This window comes from Rhizobium sp. F40D2, assembly GCF_051810745.2.
Lineage (GTDB): Bacteria > Pseudomonadota > Alphaproteobacteria > Rhizobiales > Rhizobiaceae > Rhizobium.
Map to the genome: position 1 here is coordinate 663,412 of NZ_JBPWQX020000002.1, position 19,457 is coordinate 682,868.

Annotated in this window: 19 protein-coding genes; 17 read left to right on the forward strand and 2 right to left on the reverse strand. The window is 63.2% G+C overall.

Annotation, left to right across the window (positions count from 1 at the left end; all coding sequences use genetic code 11):
• Positions 1 to 4: 4 nt before the first annotated feature.
• A complete protein-coding gene (locus ACS4RS_RS27825) occupies positions 5 to 517 on the forward strand; it encodes a flavin reductase (RefSeq protein ID WP_439013234.1) in 513 nt (170 codons plus the stop codon).
• A 117-nt stretch (positions 518 to 634) separates the two neighbouring features.
• Here ACS4RS_RS27825 and ACS4RS_RS27830 read toward each other — a convergent pair whose 3' ends face one another.
• A complete protein-coding gene (locus ACS4RS_RS27830) occupies positions 635 to 2,113 on the reverse strand; it encodes an aldehyde dehydrogenase (protein ID WP_439013235.1) in 1,479 nt (492 codons plus the stop codon).
• 59 nt (positions 2,114 to 2,172) lie between these two features.
• Complete coding sequence (locus ACS4RS_RS27835) at positions 2,173 to 3,627, reverse strand: amino acid permease (RefSeq protein WP_439013236.1); 1,455 nt, start codon at positions 3,625 to 3,627, stop codon at positions 2,173 to 2,175.
• A 320-nt stretch (positions 3,628 to 3,947) separates the two neighbouring features.
• On the opposite strand from ACS4RS_RS27835, the gene ACS4RS_RS27840 reads away from it, so the two are divergent.
• The 16 genes from ACS4RS_RS27840 (at position 3,948) to ACS4RS_RS27915 (ending at position 19,450) form a co-directional block, all read left to right on the forward strand.
• Positions 3,948 to 4,733 carry an IclR family transcriptional regulator domain-containing protein gene (locus ACS4RS_RS27840; RefSeq protein ID WP_439013237.1) on the forward strand — a complete coding sequence of 262 codons (786 nt, stop codon included), beginning with the start codon at positions 3,948 to 3,950 and terminating at the stop codon, positions 4,731 to 4,733.
• Positions 4,733 to 5,986 carry a Tm-1-like ATP-binding domain-containing protein gene (locus ACS4RS_RS27845; protein WP_439013238.1) on the forward strand — a complete coding sequence of 418 codons (1,254 nt, stop codon included), beginning with the start codon at positions 4,733 to 4,735 and terminating at the stop codon, positions 5,984 to 5,986. Before ACS4RS_RS27840 ends, ACS4RS_RS27845 begins: the two co-directional genes overlap by 1 nt.
• Positions 5,983 to 6,633, forward strand: a complete 651-nt coding sequence (locus ACS4RS_RS27850; RefSeq protein ID WP_449314053.1) for an HAD family hydrolase — start codon at positions 5,983 to 5,985, stop codon at positions 6,631 to 6,633. Before ACS4RS_RS27845 ends, ACS4RS_RS27850 begins: the two co-directional genes overlap by 4 nt.
• 17 nt (positions 6,634 to 6,650) lie before the next feature.
• Positions 6,651 to 8,006 carry an aspartate aminotransferase family protein gene (locus ACS4RS_RS27855; RefSeq protein WP_439013239.1) on the forward strand — a complete coding sequence of 452 codons (1,356 nt, stop codon included), beginning with the start codon at positions 6,651 to 6,653 and terminating at the stop codon, positions 8,004 to 8,006.
• Between the two features lie 2 nt (positions 8,007 to 8,008).
• A complete protein-coding gene (locus ACS4RS_RS27860) occupies positions 8,009 to 9,292 on the forward strand; it encodes an aminotransferase class III-fold pyridoxal phosphate-dependent enzyme (protein ID WP_439013240.1) in 1,284 nt (427 codons plus the stop codon).
• 7 nt (positions 9,293 to 9,299) lie between these two features.
• Positions 9,300 to 10,319 carry a phosphotransferase gene (locus ACS4RS_RS27865; RefSeq protein ID WP_439013241.1) on the forward strand — a complete coding sequence of 340 codons (1,020 nt, stop codon included), beginning with the start codon at positions 9,300 to 9,302 and terminating at the stop codon, positions 10,317 to 10,319.
• Positions 10,320 to 10,371: 52 nt separating this feature from the next.
• Positions 10,372 to 10,758: a 5-carboxymethyl-2-hydroxymuconate Delta-isomerase gene (locus ACS4RS_RS27870; RefSeq protein ID WP_439013242.1), complete on the forward strand. Its 387-nt coding sequence runs from the start codon at positions 10,372 to 10,374 to the stop codon at positions 10,756 to 10,758.
• Positions 10,759 to 10,801: 43 nt separating this feature from the next.
• On the forward strand, positions 10,802 to 12,319 hold the full coding sequence (gene hpaE / locus ACS4RS_RS27875; protein ID WP_439013243.1) for a 5-carboxymethyl-2-hydroxymuconate semialdehyde dehydrogenase: 1,518 nt from the start codon (positions 10,802 to 10,804) through the stop codon (positions 12,317 to 12,319).
• Positions 12,320 to 12,349: 30 nt separating this feature from the next.
• Positions 12,350 to 13,330, forward strand: coding sequence for a 3,4-dihydroxyphenylacetate 2,3-dioxygenase (hpaD, locus tag ACS4RS_RS27880; RefSeq protein ID WP_439013244.1), 981 nt, complete (start codon positions 12,350 to 12,352; stop codon positions 13,328 to 13,330).
• 59 nt (positions 13,331 to 13,389) lie between these two features.
• Entirely contained in the window at positions 13,390 to 14,841 is a 1,452-nt protein-coding gene (gabD, locus tag ACS4RS_RS27885; protein WP_439013245.1) for an NADP-dependent succinate-semialdehyde dehydrogenase, read from the forward strand.
• 25 nt (positions 14,842 to 14,866) lie between these two features.
• On the forward strand, positions 14,867 to 15,739 hold the full coding sequence (locus tag ACS4RS_RS27890) for a fumarylacetoacetate hydrolase family protein (protein ID WP_439013246.1): 873 nt from the start codon (positions 14,867 to 14,869) through the stop codon (positions 15,737 to 15,739).
• Entirely contained in the window at positions 15,739 to 16,542 is an 804-nt protein-coding gene (hpaH, locus tag ACS4RS_RS27895; protein ID WP_439013247.1) for a 2-oxo-hept-4-ene-1,7-dioate hydratase, read from the forward strand. The genes ACS4RS_RS27890 and hpaH overlap by 1 nt, the downstream gene beginning before the upstream one ends.
• A gap of 12 nt (positions 16,543 to 16,554) precedes the next feature.
• Positions 16,555 to 17,361 (forward strand): 4-hydroxy-2-oxoheptanedioate aldolase, encoded by an 807-nt coding sequence (gene hpaI / locus ACS4RS_RS27900; RefSeq protein ID WP_439013248.1) that lies wholly within the window; start codon positions 16,555 to 16,557, stop codon positions 17,359 to 17,361.
• A 104-nt stretch (positions 17,362 to 17,465) separates the two neighbouring features.
• Entirely contained in the window at positions 17,466 to 18,254 is a 789-nt protein-coding gene (locus ACS4RS_RS27905; protein ID WP_449314054.1) for an SDR family NAD(P)-dependent oxidoreductase, read from the forward strand.
• A 15-nt stretch (positions 18,255 to 18,269) separates the two neighbouring features.
• On the forward strand, positions 18,270 to 19,049 hold the full coding sequence (locus tag ACS4RS_RS27910) for a MoaF C-terminal domain-containing protein (RefSeq protein ID WP_439013250.1): 780 nt from the start codon (positions 18,270 to 18,272) through the stop codon (positions 19,047 to 19,049).
• Positions 19,050 to 19,060: 11 nt separating this feature from the next.
• Positions 19,061 to 19,450, forward strand: coding sequence for a nuclear transport factor 2 family protein (locus tag ACS4RS_RS27915; protein WP_439013251.1), 390 nt, complete (start codon positions 19,061 to 19,063; stop codon positions 19,448 to 19,450).
• Positions 19,451 to 19,457: the final 7 nt, after the last annotated feature.

Genomic DNA, 19,457 nt, shown 5'->3' on the forward strand with positions numbered 1-19,457 from the left:
GGCCATGGAGGAGCAAGTCTCGAAAACCGAGTTCCGCAATGCGATGGCCAGGGTCTGCGCGCCGGTCAACGTCATCACCACCAACGGACCTGCCGGGCGCGGCGGGTTCACCGCCACCGCCATGTGCAGCGTCACCGACGAACCGCCGACGCTGCTGGTCTGCATGAACAGCCGTTCGGCGCAGACGGACCTGTTTTTCGAAAACCGGCGCTTCTGCGTCAACGTGCTGACACAGGAGCACAAGGATCTCGCCGGCTATTTCGCCGGCCAGCGGGCCGATATGGACGAGCGTTACGCCGCCGCCGAATGGATCGAGTTCCGCTCCGGCAGCCAGGCGCTCAGCGATGCCATCGTCTCTTTCGATTGCCGCCTGATCGAAGTCCGCCTCGTCGGCACGCATAATATCTTCATCGGCGAGGTCATCGATATCCGCAGCCGCGTGGACGGGCACGCGCTGCTCTACTTCGACCGGAATTATGTGCATGTCCCGACACAGGCCGGGAGCTTCGGCGGATAGGCGGTCAGCCTCCCTTCGACACGGCACAAACGACTACAAAGGATGCCGTCTTCGGACGGCATTCTTTGTAGTGTGTTCACCGACGAAAATCTTCCCGTCGGCGCGCAGGAAGTTCCCTCAGAGCTGGATCCACGCGGTTTTCAGATCGACATATTTGTCGAGCGCATGCAGCGATTTGTCGTGGCCGTTGCCCGATTGCTTAACGCCCCCGAGCGGCACGCTGTTGTCGGCGCCGCCATAGGTGTTGACGTGCACGACGCCGGCGCGGATGCCGCGCACCATTCGGTGGGCGCGCGAAAGGTTCGAGGTCCAGACGGCAGACGCAAGGCCGTATTCCGTGGCGTTGGCGATCTGCAGGGCTTCTGCCTCCGTCTCGAACGGAATGATCGACAGGATCGGCCCGAAGACCTCCTCGCGGGCAAGCGTCATCGATGGCGTCACGTCGAAGACTGCCGGCCGCATGTAATAGCCGCCGGTCTCCTCCAGGATGCGGGCGCCGCCGGTGCGCAGCAAAGCACCTTCAGACAGAGCGTCTGCGACATGGCCGAGGTCTTTCTGCAGCTGGATCTCGCTTGAGATCGCACCGGCCTCGGTGGAAAGCTGCAGCGGGTCTCCGACCCTCATGGCGGCGGCGATGCCGGCGACTTTTTCCGAAAATTCAGCGTGGATCGATTTTTCCACAAGCAGGCGGGAGCCTGCGACGCAGACCTGGCCGGAGTTGCGGAAGATGCCGTAGGCCGAGATCTTGGCGGCCTGATCGAGATCCGGCGCATCGGCAAAGACGATGTTCGGGGATTTGCCGCCGAGTTCGAGATAGACGCGCTTCAGGTTGGAGCGCGCCGAATATTCCAGCAGCCGGCGCCCGACCGGACCGGAACCGGTGAAGGCGAGCACATCGATATCCATGTGCAGCGCGAGTGCTTCGCCGCTGACGGCGCCGCGCCCGGTGACGACGTTGAGCACGCCGTCCGGCAATCCCGCCTCGGCGCAAAGTTCGGCGAGCCTCAACAGCGTCAGCGACGCGCCCTCGGCGGGTTTCAGCACCACCGAATTGCCGGCCGCCAGTGCCGGCGCAATCTTCCAGGCGCCAATCATCATCGGGAAATTCCACGGCACGATGGCGGCGACGACGCCGACGGGCTCCCGGTGAACGAGACCGAGAATATTATCGGCCGTCGGAGCAATCTCGCCATAGACCTTGTCGATCGCCTCGGCATAGTAGCGGAAGGTGCCGGCGGCGCTTCCCGGCTCGGCCTTCAGCGCCATGGAGATTTCCGTGCCGTTGTCGCGCACGCCGAGCACGGCGAGTTCGAGCGCGTTCTTCTCGATCAGCTCGGCGATCGTCAGCAGCACCTTCTTGCGTTCGGCCGGTGCCGCCCGCGACCAGCTGCCTTTTTCGAAGGCGCGCTGCGCCGCCTTGACCGCCTGGTCGACATCTTCGGCGCCGGCATCGGCGATCGTCGTCAGCCTCACGCCGTCGATCGGCGAAATGACATCCATCGCGCCGCCGTCCACCGCCGGTCGCCACGCTCCGTCGATGAACAGCGATTGGGAGGGAACGGGCAGTGTTCGCAAATGATCGATCTTGTCCTGCATATCAGCTCTCACGAAAAGGGTGGCGGATATATGTTCCGCCACCGTTGATAGGGTTCGTGTCAGGCTTCCTGCCCGGCGCCCAGCCGGGCAAAGCCGATGGCATCCGCCGACTTCAGGCGAGCCGCAGCGAGCAATCCGATGATCCCGGCAATCAGAACGAGACCCGGCAGGAACACGCCGAGCACGCCGTTGGCCCCGGCAATCGCGCCGAAATTCGCCGAGATGTAATAGACCAGCGCCAGCAGGATCAGCCCGGTGACGACAGGCAGCACCTTGACGGCCAGCACATTCTGCTCAAGCCCCGGATTGCGGCTGAAGAAGACGACGATCGAGAAGGCCGTGAACGCCATCAGCAGAATGATGGCGAGCGTCGCGACATTGGTGAGCCAGGAGAAGAGCGCCAGCACCGGATCCTGACCCGTCGCTGCAAAGAGCGCGATCACGAGCACGGCAATGACGGTCTGGATGATCGAGCCGACATGCGGGCTCTGGAAAACCGGATGCGTCACGCCAACGGACTTCGGCAGCAGGCCTTCGCGGCCGGCGACATACATGTAGCGGGCGACACCGTTGTGGAAGGCAAGCACGCCGGCAAACAGGCTGGTGATGAAAAGCACACTCATCACGACGGTGATCCAGTGGCCGACATAGCGCTCGGCGAGACCGAAGAGGAAGGTCGTGGGATCGGCGAGCCCCTGCAGCTCGGGAACGAGCTTGTCGGCGCCTGCGCCATTTACCATCAGCCATGATGTCAGCATGTAGAAGAGGCCGATGATCAGCACGGAAATATAGGTGGCGCGGGGCACGGTCTTGTGCGGCTCACGGGCTTCCTCGCTGTAGATGGTGGTCGCCTCGAAGCCAATGAAGGCGGCAAAGCAGAACAGGATGCCGATCGCCGGCGTTCCGCTCCAGAAGGCGGTGGGCGTGAAGGGTGCGGCGGATAGGCCGCTGTCGCCACCCTTGGCGAAGATCGCAGCGTCGATGACGAGGACGACGAGATATTCGAGAATGACGAGCACCATCAGCACCTTGGCCGAGAGATCGACCCGGCGATAGCCGAAAACGGCGACGAAGGCGATGCCGACATAGCTCCAGACCCACCAGGGAAGATCGAGGCCGAGCTGCTCGGCGAAAAAGCCCCTGGTCGCCGCGCCGAAGAGGCCGAGAACGCCGACCTGCATGGCGTTATAGGCGAGGATTGCGATCAGCGCCGCCGCCCCGCCCATGAGGCCGCCGAGCCCTTGGGCCGTATAGGCATAGAAGGCGCCGGCATTGCGAATATGACGCGCCATGGCGACGTAGCCGACGGCAAACAGCAGGAGAATGCCGGTCACCAGCAGGAAGGTCAGCGGAATGCCCGCTCCGTTGCCGAGCATCATCGACAGCGGCACGCCGCCGGCAACCGCCGTCAGCGGTGCGGCGGCCGAAACCACCAGGAAGGTCACGGCGCCGACGCCGAGACTGTTCTTGCGCAGCTGGTTCTCAGCCGGGCCTTGCGAATTTTGCGTATTCATCTGCCTTCGTTCCCCTTGTTTAAGAACATCCGATCATCGCTGCGATGTGCGCAAGCGACCTCCACCAGAACCGGACTGACAAACGGTGTTTTTGGCTTTTGTTGATTTTGCCGCCGTCAGCGCTTATGGTTCAATATTTGAACCTCAGCTTCAAATATAGACTTGCAAACATTGCCGGCCTCTGTCAAGTTAATTCGCATGTTAAGTATCTTGGGTCGCTGCTATCGTGCCGCGGTACCGGGTTTGCGGGCTGATTTGGCGGCTGGCGTAAAACCGGATGCGACAATCCGGGACATGAACCCACCCCAAGAGGAAGAACGATGAGCACGATCGGAAAGGCGCTTTCATTGCTGGATACCCTGTCACGGCTGGACAAGGATGTAGGTCTGACGGACATCGCCCGCCTGTGTTCGCTCGACAAGGCGACGGCACGACGCTTTCTGGTGGAACTGGAAAAACACGGTTTCGTCGAGCAGGATGCCGATAGCCGCCGCTACCGGATCGGATCGGCGCCGGTTCGGCTCGCCCGCATCCGCGAGGCCCGCTATCCGTTTCTGCGGGTCGCCGTTCCCTTCATCAAGACGCTTGCCGAATCATCGGCAGAGACGGTGCATCTCTCGGAATTCTCCGGCGGTAGGCTGTCGACCATTCATGTGGAAGATCCGCCGCGGGCGCACCGCATCACCGTCGATGTCGGCAGCGTCCTGCCCTTTCACGCCACCGCATCCGGGCTTGCCTTCCTCGCCTTCTGCCCGCCCAAGGAGATCGACGCAGCGCTGCAAAAGCCGCTCGAAAAATTCACCGACAATACCGTCGTCGATCCCAAGCTGATCCGCGGACTGCTCGACGAGACGGCCGCGCGCGGCTTTTCGATCAGCCATCAGGGTTTCGAAGCCGGCGTCATCAGTGCCGCGGCACCGGTGCGCGCGCCGGATGGACGGCCGGTCGGCTGCGTGGCGATCGCCGCCCCGCTCTCGCGCACGACGAAGACGGCCATTCACGAATTCGGCGCGCAGGCCATCGTCGCCGCCGATGGAATTTCAGAAAAATACTACGGGTCGGAAAGGCTCACGGGAACCAGTCCAAACATCAGGAGGAGAGATTGATGAGCCCTGCGGCTCCCCTGCCAAGGATCCTCGTCATCGGAACCGGTGACACCAAATGCGACGAACTGCAATTCATGGCGTCCGTCATCGCGCAAGCTGGCGGCCGGCCTGTTATGGTCGATGTCAGCATTCTCGGCGACCCGCCCTATGTTCCCGACTATTCCAAGCACGACATCGCCAAGGCCGCTGCCACCTCGATTGCGGCCATTACAGAAAGAGGCGATGAAAACAGCGCCATGGCGGCGATGGCCCAGGGTGCGGCGGCGCTGACCCTCCGGCTATACAAGGACGGGCTCGTCGACGGCATCATCGTGCTCGGCGGCTCGATGGGCACGGATCTGGCCCTCGACGTCGCCGCCGTCCTGCCGCTCGGCGTGCCGAAATTCGTGGTTTCGACCATCGCCTATTCCCACCTGATCCCGCCCGAACGCATCGCGCCCGACCTGATGATGATCCTCTGGGCCGGCGGCCTCTACGGCCTCAACAGCATCTGCCGTTCGGTGCTATCGCAGGCCTGCGGCGCCGTCGTCGGCGCCGCCAGGCACGGAACCAAACCCGATCGGGCCCGTCCGTTGATCGGCATGACCTCGCTCGGCTCCTCCTGCCTGAAATACATGAAGCATCTGCGGCCCGAACTGGAAAAGCGCGGCTATGACGTCGCCGTCTTCCATTCCACCGGCATGGGCGGCCGCGCCTTCGAAGCCATCGCCGCGCAGTCAGGCTTTGCCGCCGTCTTCGACTTCTGCATGCAGGAGGTCAGCAATCACTATTACGGCACGGTGGTAACCTCGGGCCCAGACAGGCTCGAAAATGCCGGCCGCGCCGGCATTCCGCAGATCGTCGCACCAGGCGCCATCGACATGGTCGATCTCCAGGCATGGCAGACGCTGCCTGAAATTTTCGTCGACCGTCCGTACCATGCCCATAACAGGTTGATTGGATCGGTGACGACATCGCCTGAAGGTCGGCGGGAAGTCGCCCGGCTGATCGGGCAGAAACTGGCGCAGGCCGACGCCAAGGTCGCCTTCCTGCTGCCGACCGAAGGGCTGCAGGAATGGGACAAGCCGGACGAGCCGCTGCATGATCCAGAAGGCCTCGCCGCCTTCCTCGACGAGATGCGCCGCGCCGTGCCTGCGTCCGTCACCTTCCAGGAGGTCGACGCTCACATCAATGCTCCCTCTTTTTCGGCCGCAGCCCTTGCCGTTTTCGACACATGGGTGGCCGAAGGCATCATTCCGGAAGGACGGCCATGACAAGCGAACGCGCCCTCATTCTCGATTTCGGCGGCGTGGTCACCCGCACCCTGTTCGAGACGCATGAGATCACCGAGCGCACGCTCGGCCTTCCCAAAGGCTCGCTCACTTGGCTCGGGCCGTTCGACACGGCGACCGACCCGCTCTGGGTGGCGATGCAGAATCGCGAGATCACCGAGCGCGATTACTGGTTGACGCGGGCCGGCGAGGTCGGCCGAAAGGTCGGCGAGAGCTGGGGCGACATGCAGACCTTCGTGCGCCGCGCCCGCGGCGCCGAACCCGAGCTGGTGCTGCGGCCGGAAGCCCGCGACGCCATCCTGCGGGCCAAGGAGGCAGGCTTGAAGCTTGCGATCCTGTCGAACGAACTCGACCTTTTTTACGGAGCCGAATTCCGCAAGCGCTTCCCGCTGATCGAGCTCTTCGACATCATCGTCGACGCCACCTACACCAAGATCCTCAAACCCGATCCGCGCGCCTATGAGCAGGTGCTTTCCGAGCTAGGGCTGCCGCGCGAAGCCTGCGTTTTCGTCGACGACCAGAAGAAGAACATTGAAGGCGCCGAAGCCGTCGGATTGCCGCATGTGCATTTCGACGTCACCAGCCCTGCCGAAAGTTATGCCCGCGCACTTGCGATGCTGGGCCTCTGAACCCGAGAGGAATTGAGATGCGTGAAACCAACTTCATAATCGAAAACAACGCCCGCCACATGTGGCACCCGATGGCCCATCCGGCCGAAATGCAGGCTCAGCCGCCGCGCATCATCACTGCGGGCGAAGGCGTCGAAATCGTCGACATTCAGGGAAAGAAGGTGCTGGATGCGGTGGGCGGCCTGTGGAACGTCAATCTCGGCTATTCCTGCGAGCCGGTGAAGAAGGCGATCCGCGACCAGCTCGACGAGCTGCCCTATTATTCGACATTCCGCGGCACGACGAACTCACCGCTGATCGAGCTGTCCTACGAGCTTGCCGAATGGTTCAGGCCGGATGGATTGAGCCGCTCCTTTTTCACCTCGGGCGGCTCGGATTCGGTCGAGACCTGTCTGCGGCTTGCCCGGCAATACCACAAGATCGCCGGGCAGCCGGAGCGCACCAAATTCGTTGCGCTTAAGAAGGGGTATCACGGCACGCATTTCGGCGGCGCCTCCGTCAACGGCAACCAGAATTTCCGCCGCAATTACGAGCCGCTGCTTCCGGGCGTCATCCATCTGCCGGCGCCATTCTCGTATCGTAATCCGTTCGGCACCAATGACGGTGCGGAGATCGCTGCCGCCATCGGCCGGCTCTTCGAGGATGAGATCGCTTTCCAGGGTGCTGATACCATCGCCGCCCTGATCGTCGAACCGGTGCTCGGCGCCGGCGGCGTCATCGTTCCCCATGAGACCTTCCTGCCGCTGATGCGCGAGATCTGCGACCGTCACGGCATCCTGCTGATCGCCGACGAGGTGATCACCGCCTTCGGCCGGACCGGCGCCTGGACAGGGTCGCGCCTGTGGGACGTCAAGCCGGATCTGATGTCGACCGCCAAGGCAATCACCAACGGCTATTTCCCATTCGGCGCCGTCATGATCGCCGACAAGGTGGCGGAGGTCTTCGAAAGCAGCAAGGGCGCATTCGGCAGCATCGGCCACGGCTACACCTATTCCGGCCATCCGGCCGGCGCGGCTGCCGCCCTTGCGACGCTCAAGGAAACAAAGCGGCTGAACGTCGCCGACAATGCTGCGGCTCGCGGAGAAGAACTGATTGCCGGCCTGAGGAAGCTGCAGGACAAACATGAGCTGATCGGCGACGTGCGCGGCAAGGGCCTGATGTGTGCGCTCGAACTCGTCAGCGATCGGAAGAAGAAGAGCGCGGCATCGAAGGACGTCCTGCAGAAAGTGCAGGATGCCGCCTTTGACGCCGGCGCGCTCGTGCGTACCTCCGGCGCCAACGTCATTATGTCGCCGCCGCTGATCGTCACGGCGGGGGATGTGCAGACGATCCTGACGGCGCTCGACGCCGGCCTAGCCGCGGCGGGAGCATGATCATGGCCGATCACGCAGCCCTTATCGCGCGCCGCGAGCGGCTTCTCGGCCACAATATGTCGCTTTTCTATGACGACCCGGTCCATCTGGTGCGCGGCGAAGGCGTCTGGCTCTGGGATGCCGAAGGCCGGCGATATCTCGATTGTTACAACAATGTGCCGCATGTCGGCCATTGTCATCCGCGCGTGGTCGAGGCGATCACCCGGCAGGCTTCGACGCTCAATACGCACACGCGTTATCTGCACGAGGGCATTCTCGATTATGTCGAACGCCTGACCGCAACTTTCGACAGGAGCCTTAACGCGGCGATCCTCACCTGTACCGGCAGCGAGGCGAACGACGTGGCATTGCGCATGGCCCAGGCCGTGACCGGCAAGACCGGCGTGATCGCCACCAACCATACCTATCACGGCAATACCGCTGCCGTGTCGCAGCTCTCGACCCGCATGCCGCCGGTCGGCGGCTTCGGCGGCCATGTCAGGCACGTGCCGGCGCCCGACAGCTACCGGCCGCTCGGGGGTGAAAGCGGCGAGGCTTTTGCTGAGGCCTTCGCGGCCGAAGTCGAGGCGGCGATCGCCTCGCTGCAGGAAAGCCCGCATGGGTTTTCCGCACTGATCATCGATCCGTTCTTTGCCAATGAAGGCTTTCCGGATCTGCCGCCGGGCTTCCTGGACAAGACGGTGGCTTCAGTGCGCAAGGCCGGCGGCCTCATCATCACCGACGAAGTGCAGCCGGGATTCGGCCGCACCGGCTCGCATATGTGGGGCCATCAGCGCGCCGGCATCGTTCCCGACATCGTGACGCTCGGCAAGCCGATGGCGAACGGCCATCCCGTCGGCGGCGTCGTTGCCAATGCCGATGTGGTGAACGCCTTCCGCAAGGCCTTCCGCTATTTCAATACCTTCGGCGGCAATCCGGTCTCCTGCGCCGCGGCCATGGCGGTCCTCGACGTGATCGAGGATGAGAAGCTCGTCGAGAACGCCCGCGACGTCGGCGAATATGCGCGCGACGCCTTCAAGCGGCTCGCGCAAAAACATGCGATCATCGGCGACGTGCGCGGCAGCGGCCTTTTCATGGGTATGGAATTCGTGCTGCACCGGGCGACGAAGGAACCGGCCACCGCTGAGGCAAGCCGGATCGTCAACGAAATGCGCGAACGCGGCGTGCTGATGGGCAAGATCGGCCTCCACCAATGCGCCACGAAGATCCGGCCGCCGATGCCCTTCTCGCTGGAAAATGCCGATCTGATGTTGTCGGTCTTCGACGACGTGCTGTCGGGCCTGTGAGGCAGATATGGGCGATCAACTGCCGCAAACCATCCGGGATGGGCTGCAGGAACGGGCGCTGGAAGGGCTCGGCCACTGGGCGGCTCTTGCGGACGAACCCGTTCTGCTGAAATACCGGGAAAACGCCGTCTTCCGCATCACCCTTGCCGATGGACAATCCGCCGCCCTGCGGCTGCATCGGCCGGGCTATCATGACGCGACGAGCCTGCGCTCGGAACTGGATCTCATGGCAGCACTACGGCTTGGCGGCCTCAGTGTGCCGAGCCCCGTGCCGACCGGAAACGGGAAAAACCTCATTTGCCTCCCCGAGAGCGGCCGGTTTCCCGAGCAATATGCCGACGTCGTAAGCTGGATCGACGGCGCGGCGCTCGGGCATAGCGGAACCCCGCTGTCGCAATCGTCCGAAACACAGGCCGATATCTTCTTTCGCATCGGCCACGCCATGGCGACCATGCATGATCTTGCCGACGCGTGGGCTCTGCCGGCAGATTTCCGTCGCCCGGCATGGGACGCTGAAGGCCTGCTCGGAGAAAAACCCCTCTGGGGCCGCTTCTGGGATTGCCCGGGGATTTCAGACGATGAGACCTCGGCGCTCTCGGTGCTGCGCGACGACTTGCTGCATCGCCTCGCCGATGCGCAGATACACGGCCTCGACTATGGCCTGATCCATGCCGATCTCGTCCGCGAAAACATCTTCCTGACGGGAAATGAAGATCGTGTCGCCTTTATCGACTTCGACGATGCGGGATATGGCTTCCGCCTGTTCGATCTCGCCACGGCCCTGCTCAAGAACCGCCAGGAGCCTGCCTATGCCGACATCGAGAACGCCTTGATCGCAGGTTATCGCAGTCGGCGCGGTCTTTCCGATGCGGCGCTGCAAAGCCTGCCGTTGTTCATGGTGCTGAGGAGCCTCACCTATATCGGCTGGCTTGCCGAGCGGCCCGAAATCCCAAACGCCGGCGAGCGCCTGTCGCGCTATGTCGCCGAAAGTCTGGAGCTCGCAAGAAAGCTCGATATCGGCGCTTGACATCCACGGCAAATTTATTAACGTGTTAAGTAAATACGGATCGGGAGGATCGATGCCACATCTCACCATCGAATATTCGGCTAATCTCGATGGCCGGGCCGACATCGGCGCGCTCTGCGAGACGCTGCTGAAGACCGTGCTGGAGACGGGCCTTTTCGAACTCGGCGCGGTGCGCGTACGTGCCCTTTGCGCCGATCACTATGCGATTGCCGACCGGCTCCCGGAAAACGCTTTCGTCGATCTGAACTTCCGCATCGGCAAGGGCCGCACGGCTGAGGAGAAGAAGCGCACCGGTGAAGCGATCTTTGCGGCGGCAGCGGGCGTCCTCGGCCCGCTCTTCGAGACGCCGCATTTTGCGCTGTCGCTGGAGATCCGCGAGATCGATGCGGAGCTGAGCTGGAAGAAGAACGCCATCCATCCGCGGCTTCGCGGCAAGTGACACCTCCCTTCGCGGGACGACAGAACACCAAAGGAAATAGACGATGTCCAAACTGCAGGAAAACATCGCGAAGGCGGAAACCTACCTTGCCCGCTTCAAGGAGCGCGGCGTCCTCAACCGCATCGGCGGCGAGGATGTGGGAGGCGGTGACGGCGCGACCTTCGAGACACTCTCGCCGGTCGATCTGAAGCCGCTCGCCAGCGTCGCCCGCGGCAATGCCGCCGATATCGACCGCGCGGTCAGGGCCGCCAAATCAGCCTTTGGCGAATGGGCCGCCATGCCGGGCGATGCGCGCAAGAAGCTCCTGCACAGAATAGCCGACGCGATCGTCGCGCGCGCCGAAGAGATCGCCTTCGTCGAATGCATGGACACCGGCCAGTCGCTGAAGTTCATGGCGAAGGCGGCGCTGCGCGGTGCGGAAAATTTCCGCTTCTTCGCAGATCGCGCGCCGGAGGCCCGTGACGGCAAGGCGCTGCGCGCCGACGGTCAGGTGAACCTGACGACGCGTGTGCCGATCGGCCCGGTCGGCATCATCACGCCGTGGAACACGCCCTTCATGCTGTCGACTTGGAAGATCGCGCCCGCCCTTGCCGCCGGCTGCACCATCGTCCACAAGCCGGCCGAATTCTCGCCGCTGACGGCCCGCCTGCTCGTCGAAATCGCCGAAGAGGCCGGCCTGCCCAAGGGTGTGTGGAACCTCGTCAACGGCTTCGGCGAGGACGCCGGCAAGGCGCTGACCGAACATCCGCTGATCAAGGCGATCGGCTTCGTCGGCGAGAGCCGCACCGGCTCGATGATCATGAAACAGGGCGCTGACACGCTGAAGCGGGTGCATTTCGAACTTGGCGGCAAGAACCCGGTCGTCGTCTTTGCCGATGCCGATATCGAGCGTGCCGCCGATGCCGCCGTCTTCATGATCTACTCACTGAACGGCGAGCGCTGCACCTCGTCCTCGCGCCTGCTGGTCGAAGACAGCGTCTATGACAGGTTCACCGCCCTCGTCGCCGAAAAGGCAAGACGCATCAAGGTCGGCCACCCCCTCGATCCCGAGACGGTCATCGGCCCGCTCATCCACCCCGTGCACGAAAAGAAGGTGCTGGAATATATCGCGATCGGCCGCTCCGAAGGCGCAACGCTTGCCGCCGGCGGAGAGAAATTCGATGGTCCGGGCGGCGGCTGCTATGTCTCCCCTACTCTCTTTACCGGCGCCGACAACACGATGCGCATCGCCCAGGAGGAAATCTTCGGGCCGGTGCTGACAGCCATCCCCTTCAAGGACGAAGCCGACGCGCTCGCTCTTGCCAACGACGTCCAGTACGGGCTCACCGGCTATCTTTGGACCTCCGACGTCACCCGCGCCTTCCGTTTCACCGACCATCTCGATGCCGGCATGATCTGGGTGAACTCGGAAAACGTCCGCCACCTGCCGACGCCTTTCGGCGGCGTCAAGAATTCCGGTATCGGCCGCGACGGCGGCGACTGGTCCTTCGATTTCTACATGGAAACCAAGAACGTCGCCTTCGCCACCAAGCCGCACGCCATCCAGAAACTCGGCGGCTGAGCCGACCGCACTGATAAAGAGGAGGAACCCATGCCCCTGCCGACACCCAATCTCTATCCGCCCTTCAACATCGTGCGTCTCAGCCATGTCGAACTCGGCGTTACCGATCTCGCCAAGTCCCGCGCCTTCTATGTCGACACGCTCGGCCTGCAGGTGACGGATGAGACCGCCGATACCATCTATCTCAGGGCGCTCGAAGAACGCGGCCATCACTGCATCGTGCTGAAGAAATCCGGCAAGGCCGAAGCCCGCGACCTTGGTTTCAAGGTCTTCGGCGACGAGGATCTCGAGAAGGCCGCCCACTTCTTCAGGGACAAGGGCCTGCCGGTCGAATGGGTCGAGCGCCCCTATCAGGCGCGCACCTTCCGCACCCGCGATCCCCACGGCATTCCGCTCGAATTCTATTCGAAGATGGACCGCCTGCCGCCGATCCACCAGAAATATGCGCTCTACAAGGGCGTCAAGCCGCTGCGCATCGACCACTTCAACTGCTTCTCGCCCAATGTCGATGAAAGTGTCGCCTTCTATAACGAGCTCGGCTTCCGCGTCGCCGAATATACCGAGGATGCCGAGACCGGCCGTCTCTGGGCCGCCTGGACGCACCGCAAGGGCGGCGTGCACGACATCGCCTTCACCAACGGCCGCGGCCCGCGCCTGCACCACACCGCCTTCTGGGTGCCGACGCCCCTCAACATCATCGACCTGCTGGATCTGATGGCGACCACCGGCTGGGTCTCCAACATCGAGCGCGGCCCCGGCCGCCACGGCATCTCCAACGCCTTCTTCCTCTACATCCTCGATCCCGACGGCCACCGCATCGAGATCTACTGCTCGGACTACCAGACGGTCGATCCCGACCTGGAGCCGATCAAGTGGGACCTCAAGGATCCGCAGCGCCAGACACTTTGGGGCGCACCGGCTCCCAAATCCTGGTTCGAACATGGTAGCCTGTTTGCCGGCGCCGACGTGGCCGAGCCTGATCTGAAGGCACAGCCGATCATCGCGCCTTGAACGTTTACCCCGAAAGCGGGCGAAATCGCCCGCTTTTCAACGTTGGCGAGGATAGAGTCATGGAATTGAAAGACGCAACATTGTTCCGGCAGGCCGCATTGGTTGGCGGCGATTGGATCGAGGCGGGGGACAATGGGATCGCGGTGGACAACCCCGCGACCGGCGAGATCATCGGCCGCGTTCCCAATCTCGGCGCAGCCGAGACCAAGGCGGCAATTGCCGCTGCCGAGATTGCGCAGAAGGAATGGGCCGCTCGCACCGCCAAGGAACGGTCGGTCATTCTCAGGCGCTGGTTCCAGCTGATGATGGACAATCAGGACGATCTTGGCCGCATCCTGACGGCGGAACAGGGCAAGCCGCTCGCCGAGGCCAAGGGCGAGATCGCCTACGGCGCGAGCTTCATCGAATGGTTTGCCGAGGAGGCGCGGCGCGTCTATGGCGACATCGTTCCCGGTCATCAGAAGGATAAGCGCATCCTGGTGATGAAGCAGCCGATCGGCGTCGTTGCCGCCATCACTCCGTGGAATTTCCCCAATGCGATGATCACCCGCAAGGCAGGACCCGCCTTTGCCGCCGGCTGCGCCATGGTGCTGAAGCCGGCCTCGCAGACGCCGTTTTCGGCGATCGCCATCGCCATCCTCGCCGAGCGTGCCGGTTTTCCCAAGGGCCTCTTCAGCGTTCTCACAGGTTCGGCGCGCGCAATCGGCGGCGAGATGACAGCAAGCCCCGTCGTGCGCAAGCTGACCTTTACCGGTTCGACCGAAGTCGGCGCCGAACTCTACCGGCAGAGTGCCCCGACCATCAAGAAACTTGGGCTGGAGCTCGGCGGCAATGCGCCCTTCATCGTCTTCGACGACGCCGATCTCGATGCGGCCGTGGAAGGCGCGCTGATCGCCAAATTCCGCAACAACGGCCAGACCTGCGTCTGCGCCAACCGCCTCTATGTGCAGGAGGGCGTTTATGACGCCTTTGCCGAGAAGCTCTCGAAGGCCGTGGCCACGTTGAAGACCGGCAACGGCTTCGACGAGGGCATCAATCTCGGCCCGCTGATAGACGAGTCCGCCCTTGCCAAGGTCGAGGAGCATGTCGCCGATGCGCTGTCCAAGGGCGGCCGTGTCGTTGCCGGCGGCCACCGCCACCCACTCGGCGGACGCTTCTACGAAGCGACCGTGCTGGCCGACGTCACCCCTGCCATGGCTGTCGCCAAGGAAGAGACTTTCGGACCGGTGGCGCCGCTCTTCCGCTTCAAGGACGAAGCCGATGTGATCGCCCAGGCCAACGACACCGAGTTCGGTCTTGCCTCCTATTTCTACGCCAAGGATCTCGCCCGGGTCTTCCGGGTCGCCGAGGCGCTGGAATACGGCATGGTCGGCGTCAATACCGGGCTGATCTCGACGGCCGAAGCCCCCTTCGGCGGCGTCAAGCTTTCCGGCCTCGGCCGCGAGGGTTCGAAATACGGCATCGAGGAATTCACCGAAATCAAATATGTCTGCCTCGGCGGCATCGCCTGAGGCCAAGAGAAGGCCCGAGACAAGCATGACCCATCCACGATTCCTGTCTTTTTCCAGAAACGGCCATCATGGCTATGGGCTTGCTGTCGAGGGCGGCGTCATCGACCTGTCGGCTCGCCACGGCGCAAGCTGGGCGAACCTCAGCGACGTGATCGAGGCGGGCCGCCTCGTTCACCTCGCCGAGGAAAGCAAAGCATTGAAGCCGGATTTTGCGCTCGACGAAATCCGCTTCGAAATTCCCATTCCGTCGCCGGAAAAGATCATCTGCGTCGGGGTCAACTTCCCCGACCGCAACGAGGAATACAAGGACGGCCAGGCAGCCCCCTCCAACCCCTCGCTGTTCATCCGTTTTCCCCGTTCCTTCACCGGCCATGGCGAAGCGCTGATCCGGCCGCCGGAAAGCCCGCAGCTCGACTATGAAGGCGAGATCGTCATCGTCATCGGCAAGGGCGGCCGGCGGATTGCCGAGGCGGATGCCTTCTCCCACATCGCCGCCCTGTCGCTCTGCAACGAGGGCACGATCCGCGACTGGGTGCGCCATGCGAAGTTCAACGTCACCCAGGGCAAGAACTTCGATCGCACCGGCGCGATCGGCCCCTGGCTGATCCCCTTCACCGACGCCGCCCAGCTCGAGGACATCAAGCTCGAATCCCGCGTCAACGGCGAGGTCCGCCAGAGCGACCGCACCAGCCGGATGATCTTCTCCTTCCGCAAGATCATCAATTACATCTCGACCTTCACCACCCTCGTTCCCGGCGACGTCATCATCACCGGCACGCCGACCGGCGCCGGTGCGCGCTTCGATCCGCCGATCTGGCTGAGACCAGGGGATGTCGTCGAAGTCGAGGCCGACGGCCTCGGCATCCTGAAAAACACCATCGCCGACGAGGTGTTCTGATGCTGTCTGAGGATGAAATCCAGGCGGCCGCCGAAAGCCTCGACCAGGCCGAGCGCACCCGCATCCAGACCGGGCTCCTGTCGCTGAGACATCCCCAGATGAACATGGACGACGCCTATGCCGTCCAAAGCGCCTGGGTGAAGAAGAAGATTGCGGACGGCCGCAAACCGATCGGCTGGAAGATCGGGCTGACGTCGAAGGCGATGCAATATGCGCTCAACATCGACATTCCTGATTCCGGTGTGCTCTTCGATGATATGGTCTTCGAAGACGGCGCGACCGTGCCGGCGGACCGCTTCATCCAGCCGCGCATCGAGGCGGAAATCGCCTTCGTCATGAAGGCGCCTTTGCGCGGGCCCGGCATCTCGATCTTCGACGTACTGAACGCCACCGATTATGTGACGCCGGCGCTCGAAATCCTCGACACCCGCATCCTGCGCGTTGATCCGGAGACGAAGAAGCCGCGCACCATCGTCGACACCATCTCCGACAATGCCGCCAATGCCGGCATCGTCACCGGCGGCCGCGCCGTGCGGCCCGGTGAAATCGACATGCGCTGGATGGGGGCGATCGTCAGCCGCAATGCCGAGGTCGAGGAAACGGGGCTTGGGGCCGGCGTCCTCAACCAGCCTGCCCGCGGCGTTGCCTGGCTCGCCAATCGGCTGGCGCAATATGGCGATGGCATCGAGGCTGGACAGATCGTGCTGGCTGGTTCATTCATCCGTCCGATCGAGGCGCGGCACGGCGATACCATCAACGCCGATTTCGGCCCTTACGGCTCGGCCAGCCTCTATTTTGCATGAAGGAGTAAAACCATGCCGGCGCCAAAGAACCTCTTCAAGCAAGCCCTGAAAGAGGGGCGGGCCCAGATCGGTCTCTGGCAGGCGCTCGCCAGCCCTTACACGGTCGAAATCTGCGCCGGCGCCGGTTACGACTGGCTGCTGCTCGATGCCGAACATGCGCCGAACGACGTGCCGCTGCTCGCCTCGCAGCTGCAGGCGATGAAGGGATCGGCAAGTCATGCGGTGATCCGTCCGCCGGTCGGCGAGACCTGGATCATCAAGCAGATGCTCGATATCGGCGCGCAGACGCTGCTCATTCCGATGGTCGACAGCAAGGAGATGGCAGAAGCCATCGTCCGCGCCGTGCGTTATCCGCCGCAGGGTGTGCGCGGCGTTGGTGCTGCCCTTGCCCGCGCTTCCGATTTCAACCGCATCCCCGATTATCTCCAGACCGCCAATGACGAGATCTGCCTGCTGCTGCAGGTGGAAAGCCGGGCGGGGCTCGCAGCGCTCGACGCGATCGCAACGACCGAAGGCGTCGACGGCGTTTTCATCGGCCCGTCCGATCTCGCCGCCGACATGGGTTATCTCGGCAGGCCGGGCGCGCCCGAAGTGCAGGCCGAAGTCGAAAAGGCGCTTGCCAGGATCCAGTCGCACGGCAAGGCCGCCGGCATCCTGATCGGCGATCTCGCCCTCTCCAAGCGCTACCTCGAACTCGGCACCACCTTCGTCGCGATCGGCAACGACGTCATGCTGCTCGCCAATGCCACGGCCAAGCTGCTTGAAGATTTTCACAAGACCGAAGCCGCCAGGCCGGCGGGCGACGTGAAGGTCTACTGATCTCCTGCGTTGTTTTGCACGCTCAGTCAAAACGGACTGCAGAGCTGGACAGGACGCCTCCTGGGCTTTCGATCATGATGATCGAAAGCCCAGGAGAAAGAAGTATGCGCTTCAACAAGAAGACAGCCCTGATCACGGGCGGCGGCACCGGCATCGGCGCCGCGGTCGCCCGCCGCATCCGGGAGGAAGGCGGTAATGTCGCGCTCGTCGGACGGCGCCCCGAGCCGCTTCGAGCTGTTGCCGATGAGATCGGCGCCACCGTCATCGCCGCCGATGCGGCCGACGGCGTTGCGATGCGGAAAGCAATCGAAACGGTCGCCGAAACTTTTGGCGGGCTCGATATCCTGATTGCCAATGCCGGCGGCCACGGCGTCGGGCCGACGATCAGCATGTCCGATGAGACCTGGGATCTCGCGGTTCGGCTCAATTTGAACACCGCCTTCGTCAGCGCCCGCAGATCTCTGCCGCATCTGATCCGGAGCAAGGGCAACATCGTCGTTCTCGCCTCGATTGCCGGGCTGTTCGCCGGGCCGGATGCGGCGGGCTACGTCACCATGAAGCATGCCTGCATCGGGCTCGCAAAATCGCTGGCGCGCGACTACGGCCGCAAGGGCGTGCGCACGAATACCGTCTGCCCGGGATGGGTGACGACGGCGATGGCCGACGAGCAGATGCAGATGATCGTCGAGAAGTTCAGGCTGAAGGGCATCGAGGAGGCTTATGCGCTCGTCACCAGGGACGTGCCGCTCGGTCGGCCCGCGAGCGCCGAGGATGTCGCCAACGCCGTCTGCTTCCTGGCCTCGTCGGACGCCTCGATGATCAACGGCGCGATCCTGACCGTCGACGGCGGAGCCGGCACGGTCGATCTGCCGACCCTCGCCTTTGCAGAATGATAGGAGGAGACAACGATGAACGAAAATCCGAAGGATTGGAAAACCTACGACGAATTCGCCTATGGCATCGCCACGAACCGCCTGCCGGCGACGGAGGCGCTTTCCGGCTCGTCCTATAAGATCGGCTTCGACGACGGCCGCCTGCTCGACCTTGCCTTCGGCAGAGGCGAGGCCAGATGGTCCGACGGCAAGGAAAGCGCAACCGACAAGGCTGAGGTGATCGAGGTCGCGCCGAACACCTATTTCATCGAGATCGTCTTCGCCGGCCGCCCGAGAGAAGCCGAAACGTTGATCCTCAATGTTGCGACCCGCCGAGCGCTTTCGATCTATTCGATCGTCCGCGATGCGAGCGACGCCGTCGGCGAACCGCAGGTGGCGCAAATCTTCCGGCCCGGCGTCATCGAGGGCGGTGCTGCCGGCGGGCCGGCGCCGGCCGAAAGCCGCGATCTCATCGGGCTTAGGGCGCATTTCACCTACAGCCCCAACCATGTCTACGAACACACTTACCTTTCCGCTGAGCGCTACGCCTGGCAGTGCCTGGTCGGCGTCCAGCGCGGCCATGGCGATGTCGACCTGACAACCACCTACAAGTTCGACGAGAACCAGTACGTCTTCACCTTCCGGGAGTTCAAAATCGCGGTCGCCTCCACCTTCTTCTACAATTTCGACGATATGCGCTCGACCGGCAAATTCCTCGGCATCACCGGCGACGGACGCATCCAGAACAGCCCGGCCGGCGCTTTCATCCGCAAGGCCTCGATAACCTATTACCTGCCGGGCCAGGAACCGGTTTGAGGGACAAAACCATGAAAACAGCTTTCGACATCGTCAAGGCGCATTACGACGCCAACGGCCGCCGCGATATAGACGGCATGCTGGCCGACATCGCCCCCGACTGCCGCTGGACGGAGATGGACGGCTTTCCCTGCGCCGGCACCTATGTCGGCCCGCAGGAGGTCTTCAGACACGTTTTCCAGGCGCTCGGTGAGGCATTCGATGACTACACCTTCAAGCTGGAACGTCTTCTCCACGCCGGCGACGACGTCATCGCCATCGGCGACTATAGCGGCACCCACCGGCAGACCGGTAAATCTTTCAAGGCCCGCGTCGTCCATGCCTGGCGTGTCGCGGACGGCAAGATCCGGCGCTTCGAGCAGTTTACCGATACGCTGCGCGTCGCGGAATCGATGCGATAAGAATCTG

Excerpts from the sequence above, each read along its gene's own strand:
- ACS4RS_RS27865 (WP_439013241.1), top strand. The coding sequence starts at position 9,300 with ATGGGCGATCAACTGCCGCAAACCATCCGGGATGGGCTGCAGGAACGG.
- ACS4RS_RS27870 (WP_439013242.1), top strand. The coding sequence starts at position 10,372 with ATGCCACATCTCACCATCGAATATTCGGCTAATCTCGATGGCCGGGCC.
- ACS4RS_RS27835 (WP_439013236.1), bottom strand. The coding sequence starts at position 3,627 with ATGAATACGCAAAATTCGCAAGGCCCGGCTGAGAACCAGCTGCGCAAG.
- ACS4RS_RS27825 (WP_439013234.1), top strand. The coding sequence starts at position 5 with ATGGAGGAGCAAGTCTCGAAAACCGAGTTCCGCAATGCGATGGCCAGG.
- ACS4RS_RS27915 (WP_439013251.1), top strand. The coding sequence starts at position 19,061 with ATGAAAACAGCTTTCGACATCGTCAAGGCGCATTACGACGCCAACGGC.
- ACS4RS_RS27840 (WP_439013237.1), top strand. The coding sequence starts at position 3,948 with ATGAGCACGATCGGAAAGGCGCTTTCATTGCTGGATACCCTGTCACGG.
- ACS4RS_RS27890 (WP_439013246.1), top strand. The coding sequence starts at position 14,867 with ATGACCCATCCACGATTCCTGTCTTTTTCCAGAAACGGCCATCATGGC.
- ACS4RS_RS27905 (WP_449314054.1), top strand. The coding sequence starts at position 17,466 with ATGCGCTTCAACAAGAAGACAGCCCTGATCACGGGCGGCGGCACCGGC.
- ACS4RS_RS27850 (WP_449314053.1), top strand. The coding sequence starts at position 5,983 with ATGACAAGCGAACGCGCCCTCATTCTCGATTTCGGCGGCGTGGTCACC.
- hpaD (WP_439013244.1), top strand. The coding sequence starts at position 12,350 with ATGCCCCTGCCGACACCCAATCTCTATCCGCCCTTCAACATCGTGCGT.
- ACS4RS_RS27910 (WP_439013250.1), top strand. The coding sequence starts at position 18,270 with ATGAACGAAAATCCGAAGGATTGGAAAACCTACGACGAATTCGCCTAT.
- ACS4RS_RS27845 (WP_439013238.1), top strand. The coding sequence starts at position 4,733 with ATGAGCCCTGCGGCTCCCCTGCCAAGGATCCTCGTCATCGGAACCGGT.
- gabD (WP_439013245.1), top strand. The coding sequence starts at position 13,390 with ATGGAATTGAAAGACGCAACATTGTTCCGGCAGGCCGCATTGGTTGGC.
- ACS4RS_RS27860 (WP_439013240.1), top strand. The coding sequence starts at position 8,009 with ATGGCCGATCACGCAGCCCTTATCGCGCGCCGCGAGCGGCTTCTCGGC.
- hpaI (WP_439013248.1), top strand. The coding sequence starts at position 16,555 with ATGCCGGCGCCAAAGAACCTCTTCAAGCAAGCCCTGAAAGAGGGGCGG.
- hpaE (WP_439013243.1), top strand. The coding sequence starts at position 10,802 with ATGTCCAAACTGCAGGAAAACATCGCGAAGGCGGAAACCTACCTTGCC.
- hpaH (WP_439013247.1), top strand. The coding sequence starts at position 15,739 with ATGCTGTCTGAGGATGAAATCCAGGCGGCCGCCGAAAGCCTCGACCAG.
- ACS4RS_RS27830 (WP_439013235.1), bottom strand. The coding sequence starts at position 2,113 with ATGCAGGACAAGATCGATCATTTGCGAACACTGCCCGTTCCCTCCCAA.
- ACS4RS_RS27855 (WP_439013239.1), top strand. The coding sequence starts at position 6,651 with ATGCGTGAAACCAACTTCATAATCGAAAACAACGCCCGCCACATGTGG.